The 14,040-nt window shown below is 64.3% G+C and carries 12 protein-coding genes and 1 tRNA gene; 7 read left to right on the top strand and 6 right to left on the bottom strand.

Features of this window, described 5'->3' with window-relative positions; all coding sequences use genetic code 11:
- Positions 1-56 precede the first annotated feature (56 nt).
- Positions 57-1,217: an MFS transporter gene (locus ACLEJU_RS15110; RefSeq protein WP_435424500.1), complete on the bottom strand. Its 1,161-nt coding sequence runs from the start codon at positions 1,215-1,217 to the stop codon at positions 57-59.
- A 465-nt stretch (positions 1,218-1,682) separates the two neighbouring features.
- A complete protein-coding gene (locus ACLEJU_RS15105) occupies positions 1,683-2,894 on the bottom strand; it encodes an MFS transporter (protein ID WP_435424502.1) in 1,212 nt (403 codons plus the stop codon).
- Between the two features lie 181 nt (positions 2,895-3,075).
- On the opposite strand from ACLEJU_RS15105, the gene ACLEJU_RS15100 reads away from it, so the two are divergent.
- Together ACLEJU_RS15100 and ACLEJU_RS15095 are read left to right on the top strand one after the other, a co-directional pair.
- Positions 3,076-4,008: a FecR family protein gene (locus ACLEJU_RS15100; protein WP_435424503.1), complete on the top strand. Its 933-nt coding sequence runs from the start codon at positions 3,076-3,078 to the stop codon at positions 4,006-4,008.
- Positions 4,009-4,103: 95 nt separating this feature from the next.
- Positions 4,104-4,180: transfer RNA gene (locus ACLEJU_RS15095), tRNA-Met, on the top strand.
- Positions 4,181-4,245: 65 nt separating this feature from the next.
- Here the strand turns inward: ACLEJU_RS15095 and ACLEJU_RS15090 are convergent.
- Positions 4,246-4,857: a LysE family translocator gene (locus ACLEJU_RS15090; RefSeq protein WP_435424504.1), complete on the bottom strand. Its 612-nt coding sequence runs from the start codon at positions 4,855-4,857 to the stop codon at positions 4,246-4,248.
- A gap of 122 nt (positions 4,858-4,979) precedes the next feature.
- On the opposite strand from ACLEJU_RS15090, the gene ACLEJU_RS15085 reads away from it, so the two are divergent.
- Complete coding sequence (locus tag ACLEJU_RS15085) at positions 4,980-5,894, top strand: LysR substrate-binding domain-containing protein (protein WP_435424505.1); 915 nt, start codon at positions 4,980-4,982, stop codon at positions 5,892-5,894.
- Here ACLEJU_RS15085 and ACLEJU_RS15080 read toward each other — a convergent pair.
- Complete coding sequence (locus ACLEJU_RS15080; protein ID WP_435424506.1) at positions 5,834-6,418, bottom strand: D-Ala-D-Ala carboxypeptidase family metallohydrolase; 585 nt, start codon at positions 6,416-6,418, stop codon at positions 5,834-5,836. The genes ACLEJU_RS15085 and ACLEJU_RS15080 overlap by 61 nt on opposite strands.
- A 67-nt stretch (positions 6,419-6,485) precedes the next feature.
- Here ACLEJU_RS15080 and ACLEJU_RS15075 point away from each other — a divergent pair, with 67 nt between their 5' ends.
- Entirely contained in the window at positions 6,486-7,643 is a 1,158-nt protein-coding gene (locus ACLEJU_RS15075) for a hypothetical protein (RefSeq protein WP_435424507.1), read from the top strand.
- Between the two features lie 116 nt (positions 7,644-7,759).
- Here the strand turns inward: ACLEJU_RS15075 and rimI are convergent, their stop codons facing one another.
- Positions 7,760-8,215: a ribosomal protein S18-alanine N-acetyltransferase gene (gene rimI, locus ACLEJU_RS15070; RefSeq protein WP_060512520.1), complete on the bottom strand. Its 456-nt coding sequence runs from the start codon at positions 8,213-8,215 to the stop codon at positions 7,760-7,762.
- A complete protein-coding gene (locus ACLEJU_RS15065) occupies positions 8,212-9,000 on the bottom strand; it encodes an energy transducer TonB (protein ID WP_435424508.1) in 789 nt (262 codons plus the stop codon). Before ACLEJU_RS15065 ends, rimI begins: the two co-directional genes overlap by 4 nt.
- 220 nt (positions 9,001-9,220) lie before the next feature.
- Between ACLEJU_RS15065 and mksB the strand changes: the two genes are divergently transcribed.
- The 3 genes from mksB to mksF are packed head-to-tail and all read left to right on the top strand — an operon-like array spanning position 9,221 to position 14,023.
- Complete coding sequence (gene mksB / locus ACLEJU_RS15060) at positions 9,221-10,498, top strand: Mks condensin complex protein MksB (protein ID WP_027918274.1); 1,278 nt, start codon at positions 9,221-9,223, stop codon at positions 10,496-10,498.
- A complete protein-coding gene (mksE, locus tag ACLEJU_RS15055) occupies positions 10,488-11,195 on the top strand; it encodes an Mks condensin complex protein MksE (protein ID WP_027918273.1) in 708 nt (235 codons plus the stop codon). Before mksB ends, mksE begins: the two co-directional genes overlap by 11 nt.
- Positions 11,192-14,023 (top strand): Mks condensin complex protein MksF, encoded by a 2,832-nt coding sequence (mksF, locus tag ACLEJU_RS15050; protein WP_435424509.1) that lies wholly within the window; start codon positions 11,192-11,194, stop codon positions 14,021-14,023. Before mksE ends, mksF begins: the two co-directional genes overlap by 4 nt.
- Positions 14,024-14,040 lie beyond the last annotated feature (17 nt).

Raw genomic sequence — 14,040 nt, 5'->3', positions numbered from 1 at the left:
AATACCTGTAGGAGCGGGCTTGTCCCGCGAAGAGGCCCGTACAGGCAAGCCAAAACTCAGTCGGCAACCGCCCGCAACTTCCCCACCCTCCGGTACGACTGCCGGGCAAAGCACACGAACAGCCCCGCCATCAGCGCCAGCGCCATCGGCAAGCCATGTGGCGCCACATCCATCGCCGCCCCGCTCACCAGCGGCCCGACCAGGCTGCCGACACCCCACAGCAGGCCCACGCTGGCATTCGCCGTGACCAGGTCCTGCCCCTTGAAGCGTTGCCCGATCAGCACCAGCGCCAGGGTGTAAATACCGCCCGCCACCGCGCCCAGCAGCACCAGCATCGGCCACAACAGCCAGGTTACCTGCAGCAGCCATGGCAGGGCGATGCCGATGGCCATCGCCACCAGCCCGCACACCAGGTGCAGCCCGGTGCGCTCGACGCGGTCGGCCAGCCAGCCCAGCGGCAGCTGGAACACCATGTCGCCGGCAAACACCACGGTCACCATCAGTGCCGCCACGGCCACGGCAAAACCGTGGCTGCTGGCATACACCGGCAGCAGCGACAGCACCACGGCATCGAAGAACGAGAAGAACAGCACCGCCACGCACAGCGCCGGCGCCACGCGGAAGAAACCTGCCAGGCCGAAGCTCTTCTCACCCTCATCGCCATGCTCGACATGGTCGTTGGGCACGGTCAGCAGGATGCACAGCAGGGCCAGGCCATAACCGATGGTGACCACGCCGATAATCCACGGGCTGTCGGCGCCCATCAGCGCGATCAGGGCCGGGCCAAGCACCTGGAAGCCGGTGAAGCTGGTGGCATACAGGGCCATGATCTTGCCGCGGTTGTGGTCCGGGCACAGCTCGTTGACCCAGGACTCGCCGAGGATGATCGCGATGCCCATGCCGATGCCCAGGCCCAGGCGCAGCACGGCCAGCAGCCACAGCGTATCGAACGCCGAATCGAGCAAGGCGATGCTCACGGTGCACAGGCTGAAGCACAGCAGGTAGATGGTGCGCCGGGTCAGGTGCCGGCAGCAGGCGTCGACCATGAACGCCGAGAGCATCATGCCCGCGGCCGGGATGGCCGAAATGACACCGATTTCCAGGGTGCCGGCACCGGCCTCGTGCAAGCGCAACGACACCAGCGGCAGGCTGGCCCCCAGGCTGAAGCCCACCACCGACACGGCGAACAGAAGGCCCGCCAGCAAACGCATGTTCATGTACCACTCCAAGCAAAACTGAAAAAGACGCACAGATACAGGCGCCCACACGCACGCCAGGAAGGCGGACGACGCAAAGGCGCGGGGATGTCAGTTCAGGGCTTGGTGTGGCGAGAAAGTGAAGGCGAACAGCACGCTGCGGCGACGCTTGAGCACCGTATCGCTCGGCCACGCACGACGCATGGCCTGGAGGGCAGGCTGGCGGGCGTGTGGAAGGGATTGGCTACGGCGCATTGCTGTGGCTACTACGCAGGTGTTGAAAAGAGAGGCGGCACTCTAGGCCAAGGTTGACCTTATCGTCAATTGCCCGGGGGCCTCTGCGAGGCCCTTTCCGACCGGTCCGGCGCCCCGGCAAGGCCGCTCCCACAGTGATCGTGTCAGCCTGGCGATGTGCAGTCCGTGTGGGAGCGGCCTCGCCGGGGCGCCAGACCGGTCGGAAAGGGCTGCAAAGCAGCCCCGGCGATGTCAGCGTTTACCAGTATTTGGCAGAAACACCGCCAACAGGCCGAACAACGGCAGGAACGAGCACAACCCATACACATACTCGATCCCGCGCAAATCAGCCAGGTACCCCAGCAGGGCCGCACCAATGCCGCCAAAGCCGAACATCAACCCGAAGAACACCCCGGCAATCATGCCCACGCTGCCCGGCACCAGCTCCTGGGCATACACCACGATCGCGGAAAACGCCGAGGCCAGGATGAAACCGATCACCACGCTGAGCACCGTGGTCCAGAACAGGTCGGCATACGGCAGCACCAGGGTGAACGGCGCCACACCAAGGATCGAGAACCAGATCACCGCCTTGCGCCCGATGCGGTCACCGATCGGCCCGCCGAAGAAGGTACCCGCCGCCACCGCACCAAGGAACAGGAACAGGTGCAACTGCGAGCTGGCCACCGACAGGCTGAACTTCTCGATCAGGTAGAAGGTGAAGTAACTGGTGAAGCTGGCCATGTAGAAGTACTTGGAAAACACCAGCAGCCCGAGTACCACCAGCGCCGCGATCACCCGCCCGCGTGAGATGCCGTGGGTGGCCTGCACCGCCTTGCGCGCCTTGGCCTGGTTCAGGTGCTCCTTGTACCAGCGGCGCAGCATGAGGGTTACGGCAAAGAAGAACAGCGCCGCCACGCCGAACCAGGCCACATGGGTCTGGCCGAACGGAATCACGATCGCCGCCGCCAGCAACGGACCGAAGGCAGAACCGGTGTTGCCGCCAACCTGGAAGGTCGACTGCGCCAGGCCGAAACGGCCGCCCGATGCCAGCCGCGCGATCCGCGAGGTCTCCGGGTGGAAGGTCGACGAACCGATGCCGACCAGTGCCGAAGCCAGCAGAATCATCGGGAAGCTGCCGACGAAGGCCAGCATGACGATCCCCACCAAGGTGCACAGGGTGCCCAACGGCAACAGGTTGGGCGTGGGCCTGCGGTCGGTGAAGAAGCCGACCCACGGTTGCAGCAGCGAGGCGGTGATCTGGAAGGTCAAGGTGATCATGCCGATCTGGGCGAAGCTCAGGTCGTAGTTGGCCTTGAGCATCGGGTAGATCGCCGGCAGCACGGACTGGATGAGGTCGTTGATCAGGTGCGCCAGGGCGCAGAAGGCGATGATGCGCATCACCAGCGGATTGGCTTGGTTTGCCGAACCGGTGCTGGCGGTGGGGGTGCTGCTGATGGCCATGAGCTTGAATTCCGTCCGCAGGTTTGGGATCCGATTATCGGGAAACAAATAGATACATAGCTACCTTTTTGTTTAACCTGCAATGCGTACTTGTAAATGGTTCTCAATATATTTAGCATCCTCAGCCTACCTTCCCCCGTAATCGTTGGGCGAAACCGCCCTCACGCGAGCACACCGACCCATGAGCCCGATGCCCGCCACGCATATTCAGGCCGATCCTCAGCAGGAAGCGCTGGAGTGGTTTGCCCGCCTGCGCCAGCCCGGCTGTGATGAAGGCGAACGCCAGGCATTCGGCCGTTGGTGCCAGGAGCCGCGCAATGCGCACGCCTATGCCGAACTGGAAGCGTGCTGGCAGCAACTTCAGGTGCCCACCGCCCGGCCACGGCCGCGTTTGCTCAAGGTCCGCCGTAGCAATCTGGGCAAGGTATTGGCCGTGCTGTTCCTGCTGTTGCTCGGCGCTGTTGCCTATCTCTACTGGCCACTGATGCAACGCCTGGCGAGCGAGCTGGCTACTGATGTAGGTGAGCGGCGCAGCGTGCGCCTGGCTGACGGTTCAACGCTGCACCTGGACAGCGCCAGCGCAATGAACGTCGATCTGCGCGGGCGCACGCGCCAATTGCACCTGGTACAAGGCCAGGTGTACCTGGAGGTAGTCCTCGATGGCCGCGCCATGGAGGTTCAGGTCGACGATACCCGCATCCAGGTGTACGGCACCCGCCTGATGGTGGCGCGCCATGCCGATCAGGATGAACTGGTGGTGCTCAATGGCAAGGCCATGGTCATCCAGGGCGGCGACCAGCGCATGGTGTCGGCGGGTGAACGAGTGACCTTCAGCGAGGCACGGATCAACCCGGTACAGAAAGCCGACGTTAAGACGGCGGATGCCTGGCGTACCGGCCACCTCCGCGCCAGCGACATGCCCTTGGGACAAGTCATTGAGCGACTGGCAAGCTACCAGGGCCGTCGGGTCTGGCTGATGGATGAGCAGACTGCCTATCGACGGGTGAGTGGCGACTTCAACCTCGACCGCCCAGGCGAAACCCTTGCGGCACTGGCTGCCGAGCAGCATTTGCAGCTGTATGGCGTGCTCGGGCAGTGGCTGATCGTCCGTTGAAACCGGGGTCGGTCGCTAAGTTTTTGAAAGGCGTGCAATTTTTTTTGAAATGAGTGTTGACACAGGTCCATCACAAGGGAATAATGCGCCCCATCGGCTACATAGCTCAGTTGGTTAGAGCATAGCATTCATAATGCTGGGGTCCGGGGTTCAAGTCCCTGTGTAGCCACCAAACAAGTCAAAGGGCTTACCGCAAGGTAGGCCCTTTTTCTTTGCCTGCAGAAAAGTCCCGCCCTATCAACGCACGCCGGCGACCGCCACGGCCAGCCCCAAACCGATCAGCGCAACACCGATCACACGGTCAACCAGCCGCTGCCTTGCGATCATCAGCGCACGCAACCCCGCACGGGAAAAGAACAACGCCACCAGGCTAAACCAGGCCCAGTGAGCGAACGACATGAATGCACCGTAGGCGAAATCCATTCCCAATGAACTGCCCGGCCGCACCACCTGGGTGTAGGCACTGACGACAAAAAGCATGGTCTTGGGGTTGAGGGCGTTGGTCATGACGCCTGTGCGTAAGGCTGCCAGCACGCCGGGTTGCGCCACCTCCCCTTCCAGGCTGATGCGACTTGTATTGGTCAATGACTGGTAGCCCAGGTAAATCAGATAGCCCGCACCGAGCACTTTCATGGCCAGGAACAGCGCCGGGCTCTGGCTGATGACCACGGCGATCCCCAGCACCGTGTACAGCACATGCACCTGCACGCCCAGGGCGATCCCCACCGCAGCGGCCAGTCCGGCCTTGCGGCCCTGAGCGTAACTGCTGCGAGTGACCAGGGCGAAGTCGGCGCCCGGGCTGACGACAGCCAGGATAGTGAAGAGGGCAACAGCAATGAGTTCGGTCAAGGGAAAGGCCTCGATAGACGATGAAAAAGCACAGATGCATCTATTATCGCGGGCGTGGGTATGCCTAAAAATCGATTTATAGTTGAGTAGATCTGATAGTTTTTTTCACAGACAGGGGAACCATGAAACTGCCAACCCTCAGTGCCTTCCGCTACTTCGACATCGCCGCTGAAACCGAAAGCTTCGTCCGCGCCGCCGAGCGCCTGCATGTCACCCACGGCGCCGTCAGCCGCCAGGTGCGCCTGCTAGAGGAAAGCCTGGGCATCGAACTGTTCGAACGGCGCAACCGGGCGATTTTCCTCACCCCCGCCGGCCGGGCACTGCACGGCACCACCCAGGCGATATTCGAACAGCTCGAAGGCGCCGTGCAGCGCCTGCAACAACAGCAACGCGACAACGTGCTGGTGCTGTCTTGCGAGCCGACCATCGCCATGCGCTGGCTGATCCCACGCCTGCCACGCTTCCATGCCGCGAACCCGGAGCTGCAACTGCATCTGGTGGCTGCCGGCGGGCCGGTGGACTTTGCCCGGAGCGGGGTCGACCTGGCACTACGCCGGGATGACTTCCATTGGCCACCGGCGCTGCACAGCATGAAAATATGCGATGAGTGGATTGGCCCGGTCAGCCGCACCAGCAGCGACAATCTGGGCGGCCAACGCCTGCTGCACAGCAGCACCCGCCCCAACGCCTGGCCCACCTGGCTGCGCCTGAGTGAGCGGCAGGCAACCCACTGCAAACGCAGCGACTTCGAACACTTCTACCTCTCGCTACAGGCCGCCAGTGCCGGCCTGGGCCTGGCCATCGCCTCGGCATTGATGGTGCGTGACGAACTCGACAGCGGCCAGTTGCACGCCCCGTTCGGCTTCCTGCGCGATGGCTCTGCCTATTACCTGCTCAGCCCGCAGCCACTGAGCGATGGCGGCAAGCGCCAGCGTTTCGCCAAATGGGTGATAAGTGAATGCCAGGCCTGCCTCACTCACCTAGGCTTGCTGCAGAACGACGAGCTTGAACCGCCATCACCACCCCAGGTGCGATAACCCGCGGTATCGATGTGGATGCGCCCGCTCGGGTAGCGCCCCAGGCCCATGTTCCAGGCCTGACCATGCTGCTGCCAGAAGCGACACAGTGGATTGGGGTCGGCCCAGGCCGGCAGCAGGATATCGACCGCGAAGGCGCGAGTATGGGCACTCCCCACGGCGCCGCCCGCGCAGCGATTGAGATCGGGGCTGCGATAAGCCGACACCACTTCAAACTGGCGCAAGATGCCTTGCCCGTCGAGGGTATTGAGCAACGACAACGTGGAACGCACTGCCGGCCAGTTGCTGGCCGGCGGTACCGCAAACGGCGAGGCATGGCACAGCTTCCAGTCCGACGCCGAACGCAGCAGCTGATGGATAGGTACAACTCCGTACAGACGCGCATCCACCAGCATCTCGCGAAACGGCCGGGTCTGATGGTCACCCGCCCACTGCGCGAACATCCACACGTCGCGCTCGTCCGCCAGTGCCATTGTGCTCGACAGCACACCTGCGGCCAGCAGCAGCCCGCTTGCTCTTCTCATCCCCACGCTCCCTGCCTCAGTATGAGCACGGCCGCCAACCCGGGAGGCCACTGACAAGGAGTTAAGCATGCACAAGACTGCCTTACCGATCCTCGCCGTCCTCGCCTTCAGCGGCCTGGCCCTGGCCGACGCGCGCATCGACCTGGGCGACACCCAGCGCGTCACCCGCCTCTTCGCCTTCCCCAACAACTGCCACGTGATCTGCTACCGCGACTGGACGCTGGAGCAGACCGTCGAGCACTACCTGACCCAGAGCGTACGCCGCGACGGCCATGCCAACGCCCAGGTCCACGTCAGCCGCGAGCGCGACCGGCTGCATGCCACCATCAGCGACGTGCCCGCCAACTATGTCGAGCCCCTGCGCAAGCTGCTCGACACTGGCGAGCTGGCCTATAACGGTGCCACCCAGCTGAACAAGGACGGCAAATGGTCCTACGACTGGTACCTGTTCCTGCCGCTGGGCATGGCCCTGCAGAACCGCCGCAGCATCGAGCTGCTGCACTTCCCGCCGGACTATTCGCTGACCCAGGCCCAGGACTACCTGCGCTCCAATACCACCGACCGCTGGGCTGAACTGCTGACTTTCAATGGCGTCGACGCCAGTCAGACCCCGGCCTACCAGACCATCATCGACATCGCCCCGATCGCCGCCCCGGCCAGTGCGGGCGATGCCCTGAGCGGCACCTACGGCTACTTCAAGGACTACCAGCTGCGCATGGTCAAGGAGATGACCCTGCAGAACACCGCCAAACCCCTGCCCATGGTCGCCTTCGGCGCACCGGTGCGCAGCTGGATCCAGCAACAGTACGGGCCACAGGTGAATGTGCTAGGCCTGGTCAGCATCAGCTCGCAGGCGGGCGCCCAGGTGCCGGTGCTGGGCGCCAACCACCCGAGTGCGATCTGGTATGCGGCGAACAAGGACAGCCATGGCGGCGATCAGGATGCGGCCGATGCGGCGGGGCTGAAGATGATGGGGCAGGATTTGACGGCGGCCTGCTGGCAGGCGGGGATGGGCCGTAACTCAGGGGCAGAACCGAAGATGACCCTGGAGGCCTGCTCGACCAAGTGGCAGGTGACACAGAAGAAGCAGACCTGTGAGCTGTTCTTCCGCACCGTGCGCAATTACACGCCGGAGCAGGCGGCGGCGAAGTGCAATACCGGGGAGATGACCCGCAGCCTGCGGGACCTGAAGAAGCCGGTCGAGGTCGTGCCGCGGGAGCTGTGATCGACTTACCGCCCCCTTCGCGGGCAAGCCCGCTCCCACAGGGAACCCACAGTCTTAAGGTATGCATCAATCCTGTGTGAGCGGGCTTGCCCGCGAAGGGGCCGGTACAGGTTTACTCAGTCCTCAAGCAGCGTACAAGCCATCACCAGCGCATCTTCGCGCCCACCAGCAACCGGGTAGTAATCGCGACGGCGGCCGATCTCGTTGAAGCCATAACGCTCATACAAGCGATAGGCCGACTGGTTGCTGGCCCGCACCTCAAGGAAGCACTCGCGGCCATTGAGCTGATAGGCCCGCGCCATCAGGTGCTCAAGCAGCTTCAGCCCCAGCCCACAACCCTGGTTCTCGGGTTTGACGGTGATGTTGAGCAGGTGCGCCTCGTCGATGATCACATTGATCACCCCATGCCCCACCTGTTGCTGGCCATCGAACATCAGCCACACTTCGTAGGATTTGAGTGCATCCTGAAAGATCCCGCGGGTCCAGGGATGACTGAACGCGGCATATTCGATCTTAAGCACGGCATCCAGATCCGCCTCGGTCATCGGGCGGAAACTGATCGAGTCACTCATTCAACGCTCTTCCAGCGCGCCATCAGCTGGCGCATCGCTTGCCAGACGTCCGCCTTGCGCTGCGGCTCGTCCATCAACAGTTCAAGGCCCGGCAAGGCCCAGGCATCGCCCAGGCCGTCGACCTTCAGTACTTGGTAATAGGCTGCATCGTTGGCGCTGGCTGCGAAACGCATGGCCGGCAAGCCGATCAGCCACAGCACGCTGCAGGGGGTTTCTTCCAGGCGCGCCTGGATGAAGCCCTGGACGAAGTCACGTGCGGCATCCGGACCCTGGTCCATGTTGCCGCGCACCAGCAGCGGCCAGCGCACGGGCTCGCCAATGATCTGCGGCGCATCGGGCAGGCCGGCGGCACGCAGCATGTCCTTGAGCAGCAGATAGGAGGGGTCGCGACTCTGGAAAGGCTGGCCGGTAGCCAGCTCGACCAGCAACAGGCAGCTGCCGGCGCGCAGCAGTTGCAACGCGAAACGCGGTGGCGGTACCGGGGCCGGGCGCGGTGCGGGGGCCTCTTCCTCGGCTACGACCGGCTTGGCAGCGACCTTGGGCGTGCTGCCCGGGCGCGGAATCTCGATTTTCGGGCGCTCGCCGGAGCGGGCCTGGGGCGCGACCGGCGCCTCGCTGGCCGCCGGGGCGGATGGCCGAACCGCGAAATCGACTGGCTCTACCGGCGCTTGCGGCAACAGCAGCTCGGGGCGCGACGGTGCGGCGAACGGCAGTTCGGCGCGCGGCAGCCAATGCACCACTTGCATGGCGGAAAGGTAGGCGCGGCGGCGGGGTTCGGTCAGCAAGGCTCGGGGGTCCGGGGTTCGAAACGTCGCACATTCTAACGTTGTTGGCCGGGCTGCGCTGCAACTGGTCGGCGGAAAATTGTTGCCTGTGCCCCGCAAACGAGCCAGTGGATCCCCTACAAGCACCAAGGTTATCTCTCATTACAGACCAAGGGGTGAAATCCTCCCCTCCGGATGAAGTACAATCGCCCCCTTTTTACTTGGCAACGAGTAGACGCCAATGATCGAACCCAAGCGCGTCCTGCGCGCCCTAGCCGAACACTGGGCTCTGATCGAGCCGCTGTGCGAGCGCTTCGACCAAGGCACCCTGAGCCTGGTGGAGCTGCGCCAGCAACTGGGCCGCCAGCAGGTGGAAAGCACGCCGCAGGACATCACCCAGCTGCTCGACGTGTGGATCCGCCTGGATATCCTGGTGCCGGTGGCCAAGAGCCCGAACCGCTTCGAGCTCAACGCCCAGATCCACGACTTCCTCGCCTACCTACGCCGCGAGCACCGGCTGGGCCTGTGCCTGGAGATCGAGGCCTACCTGCGCCACCTGGAGCGCCTGGCCGGGCATATCCAGGATGCCTTCGACAACCGCGACAGCGACGACCTGGCGCGCCAGCTGCGCCTGCTCGACATGCGCGTGCGCGACGTACTGAAGAAGCTCGACAACGACGAGCAGGCGCTGGTCGCCGTGGCCGAACGGGCCAAGACCAGCAACCGCCAGATCCCGCTGCGCCAGCGTTACGCCGAAGTACTGGCGACCTGGGACGAGTACGTCGAGCCGATGATCCAGCTGGTGAACGCCGACGGCGCCTTCGAGCAAGGCGTGCGCAAGGTCGAGACCGTGCTGCTGAAGCTGCTCGGCGAACAGGCGCGTCTGGGCCACCTGGTCGATGACGACATGCTGCTGCGCACCCACGCGCGCATCCTGGAAATGCAGACCAGCGCCCAGCTGACCCTGCGCCACGCCCGCGAACTGCTGCTGCCGCTGCGTGAAGAAGCGCGCCGGCACAACGCCGTGACCCGTGGCGCCGCGCTGGCGCTGTCGGTGATCCGGCGCAAAGGCATCGATGCCGTGCCGCAAGCGGCCATGCCGCTGTTCACCCGCCCGCAGAGTACCTTCCTCGGCAGTGCCAGCCAGGTCGAGGCCTACGTCTATGCCCTGGCCCGCTTCGAGCCGAAGCCGGCCAAGTTCCCCAAGGCGCACAAGACCCAGAAGGGCCCGCTGCCGCGCGCACCACGCACGGTCAAAGAGATGCTCGAGCGCTGCGAAGACGCCCTGCCGCTGCCAGACCTCATGGTCTGGCTGCTGGACCAGGAGCCCGAAGGCGCCACCGATGAACTGCTGTACTGGTTCTCGCGCCTGTCGCGGGAGAAGCGCTTCAAGCGCGAACGCCTGGAGCGGCGCGAGTACACCACCCACGAACACCTGGTCAGCCTGCGCTCGTTCGCCCTGACGTCCAGCCGCGAAGCGCAACCTGAAACCAACGCGAGCCCAGCCAATGCATCTTGATCTTTCCGAACTGTCCCAGCTCGCGCCGATCTTCCGCGAGCTGTTCAAGGGCTTCCACGTCAGCCGCCGCGACCCTGAAATGTACGCCCAGCTGTCGAACTTCCAGGACCAGTACCGCACCCTGTTCAAGGCCCTGGGCTTCGAGCTGGTGTGCGACACCCGCGGCTTCTACTACTTCGTCCCCGAACAGGCCGCCGCGCAGGTCAACAAGACCGCCCAGCGCCTGTCGCTGTTCACCTTCATCATCGTCGAGCACCTGGCCGACCAGGGCCGCGACCCGATGGCCGTGCTCGACGGCGGCAGCATCGGCCGCGACGAGCTGCCCTCGCTGCTGGACAAGTACCGCGACCTGTTCCTGCAGGCTGAAGTGCAGACCGTCGACGAGCTGGAAGAAAAGATCATGCGCCGCATGACCCAGCTCGGCTTCGCCCATGAAGAAGGCGGCATCTACCGCTTCCTGCCGCCGATGCACCGCTTCCTCGACGTATGCCTGTCGGTGCAGCAGGACCGCGACCTGGCCGCCAGCCTGCACAGCGACCTGCCACTGCCGACCCCGGTACTGGTGGAAGAAGAAAGCCCGGAACAACTCAACCGCACCGACGACCCGCTCGACCTCACCCCGTTCGACGGCGAGGAAAGCGAAGAGGATGCCCTGGCCCGGGCCATCCGCGAAGAGCAACAGGAGATTGACGCATGAGCCAGGAACGCTACGGCATCCGCCGCTTCGCACTGCTCAACACCGCCGGCTACAGCCTCGGCCTGTTCCCGCTGGAGCACCCGCTGTCGGTGTACGGTGCCAACAACCTGGGTAAATCGGCGTCGATCAACGCCCTGCAGTTCCCGATCCTGGCGCGCATGTCCGACATGAGCTTCGGCAAGTACAGCCTGGAGCAGTCGCGCCGTTTCTACTTCGCCAGCGATACCTCGTACATCCTCTGCGAACTGAACCTGCCCCACGGCCCACACGTGATCGGTGTGGTCGGCCGCGGCCCGGGCGGCGGTTTCGGCCACCAGTTCTTCGCCTACAAAGGCGAGCTGGACCTGGCCCACTACCAGAAGAACGACACCTGCCTGCGCCAGAAAGAGCTGTTCACCAACCTTGAGCGCCTGGGCCTGAAGGCCTATGAACTCAAGCCCGATGAACTGCGCCGGCTGCTGGTCGGCGGCCACACCTCGTGCCCGCTTGACCTGACCCTGATCCCCCTGCGCTCGACCAGCGAACAGAGCCTGAAAACCTTCCGCGCGCTGTTCATCAACCTGCTGCACATGCGCGAGATCACCGCTGCCAAACTCAAGCAGCTGTTCCTCGACGCCTTCGAGCACAGCCTGCGCTCGGGCAGCGTCGACTACATCGCCGCCTGCGAAGAAGCTTTCCGCGACGTTCGCCGCATGGAGCAGGACTACAACGCCCTGGTAGCAGCCGGTCCGCTGGTCGAGGCCCTGGCCGGCGGCGTCGCCCAGCGCGACATCCTGCGCGGCAAGCTTCACCGCCTTTCGCCTTTGCTCGACAACCTGCTGGGCACCTGGCAGGAATACGCCATGGCGCGCAAGGAAGAGCTGGTGATCCAGGCCGAGCACTTCCGTGGCGAGCAGGACCGCCTGCAGAACGACCAGCGTGGCGGCACCCAGGAGCTGATGCGCCTGGAACGTGAAATCACCGGCATCCAGCGCTGGCTCGGCGAGCTGTCGGTGCTCAAGCACCGCTTCGCCCTGGTCGAGGACGTCAAGGTGCTGGAGCAGGGCTTGCTAGCCGCCAAGGACGCCCATGATGAACTGGCCGGTGCCCTGGCGCAGTCGCGTCAGTTCAGCGCCGAAGACCTCGACGAGCGCGTGCGCGACCTGGAAAAACGCCTGAAGCAGGTCAAGCAGCAGCTCGACCACGCCGACAACAACAGCTATGCGCGCCTGCGCGAAGAGTTCTCGCAGCAGGACGTCGATCGCCTGATGCGCCTGTTCAACGGCGCACTGTTCAGCCTGCCGCTGGGCGATCGCGGCATCGAGCTGGACGACAGCGACCTGTGGGTGAAATCCCTGGAAGCGGTGCTCGACGGCTTCAAGGGCGAGCGCTTCGAGGCCCCTGGCCTGTCCATCGACATCTCCAACATCGACCCGCCGGCCCTGCAGGCCCTGGCCGACCGTGCGGCCCTGCGCGACCAGAAGGAGCGCCTGGAAAAGGAGCTCAAGCAGCTCAAGACCCAGCAGCAGGTCGCCGCCGACCGCACCGCCTCCAAGGCGCAGACAGAAGCCCTGTACCAGGAAGTGCTGGACGCCCAGAAAGCCCTGGAAGACTTCCGCCGCAGCGAAACCCTGAGCGCCGAAGAGCCCGAGAAGATGGAGCAACTGGCGCAGCTGGAAGCCGCCCAGGACGAGCTCAAGCGCTCCAGCGACGCCTTCACCGAGCGCGTCCAGCAGCTGTCGGCCAAGCTGCAGCTGGTCGGCCGTCAGATCGGCGACCTGGAATCCAAGCAGCGAACCCTGGAAGACGCCCTGCGCCGCCGCCAACTGCTGCCGGCCGACCTGCCCTACGGCACGCCGTTCATGGAAGCTGTCGATGACTCCATGGACAACCTGCTGCCGATGCTCAACGACTACCAGGACAGCTGGCAGGCCCTGCAACGCGTCGACAACCAGATCGAGGCGCTGTACGCCCAGGTGCGCCTGAAGGGCGTGGCCAAGTTCGACAGCGAAGACGACATGGAGCGCCGCCTTCAGCTGCTGGTGAATGCCTACGCACACCGCACCGACGAGGCCCTGACCCTGGCCAAGGCGCGCCGCGCCGCGGTCACCGACATCGCCCGGACCCTGCGCAACATCCGCAGCGACTACGACAGCCTCGAGCACCAGCTGGCCCTGTTCAACCGCGAGATCAACAAGCGCCAGGTGTCCAACCTGGAGAGCTTCCGCGTGGTGCTGGCGCCGAACAAGGAAGCGCTCAAACACATCGACCAGATCATCCACAGCGCCGGCCAGTACGAAGAAGGCGAGACCCTGTCGGTGTTCGACCTGACCCAGAGCGCCGAGCAGGACAACAAGAACGAAGAGGCCAAGGAGTACCTGGCGCGGCTGGTGGCGGCAAATCATAACCAGCTGGGCCTGAAGGACCTGTTCGAGCTGGCGTTCGAGATCACCAAGGTCAACGGCCAGCCGATCATCCACGCCGACATCGACGGCGCGGCGTCCAACGGCACCACCATGACCATCAAGGCGCTGACCAACATGTACTTGTTGCTGCACCTGATGGACCGCGACCTGGCCGGGCGCATTCGCCTGCCGTACTACCTCGACGAAGCGGCGGACATCGACGAACGCAACCAGGCGGCACTGCTGGAGACCAGCCTGCAGCTGGGCTTTGTACCGATTCTGGCGAGCGTGAAGCCGCAGGTGTCGGCGCGCGTGGCGATCGACCTGGAAGGTGGCAGCGGGCCGAATGGCATCTACATCGACGAGGCGGACTGGAAGTACATCAGCCGCCTGGATGAAGTGAAGGCGGTTGTGCGCGAGGATCAGGCCGAAGAGTTGGCCTGAGAAATCCGCTCCTACAG

The sequence above is a fragment of the Pseudomonas sp. SMN11 genome (genome assembly GCF_052041945.1).
Taxonomy (GTDB): domain Bacteria; phylum Pseudomonadota; class Gammaproteobacteria; order Pseudomonadales; family Pseudomonadaceae; genus Aquipseudomonas.
This window is presented reverse-complemented; position numbering and strand designations above follow the sequence as displayed.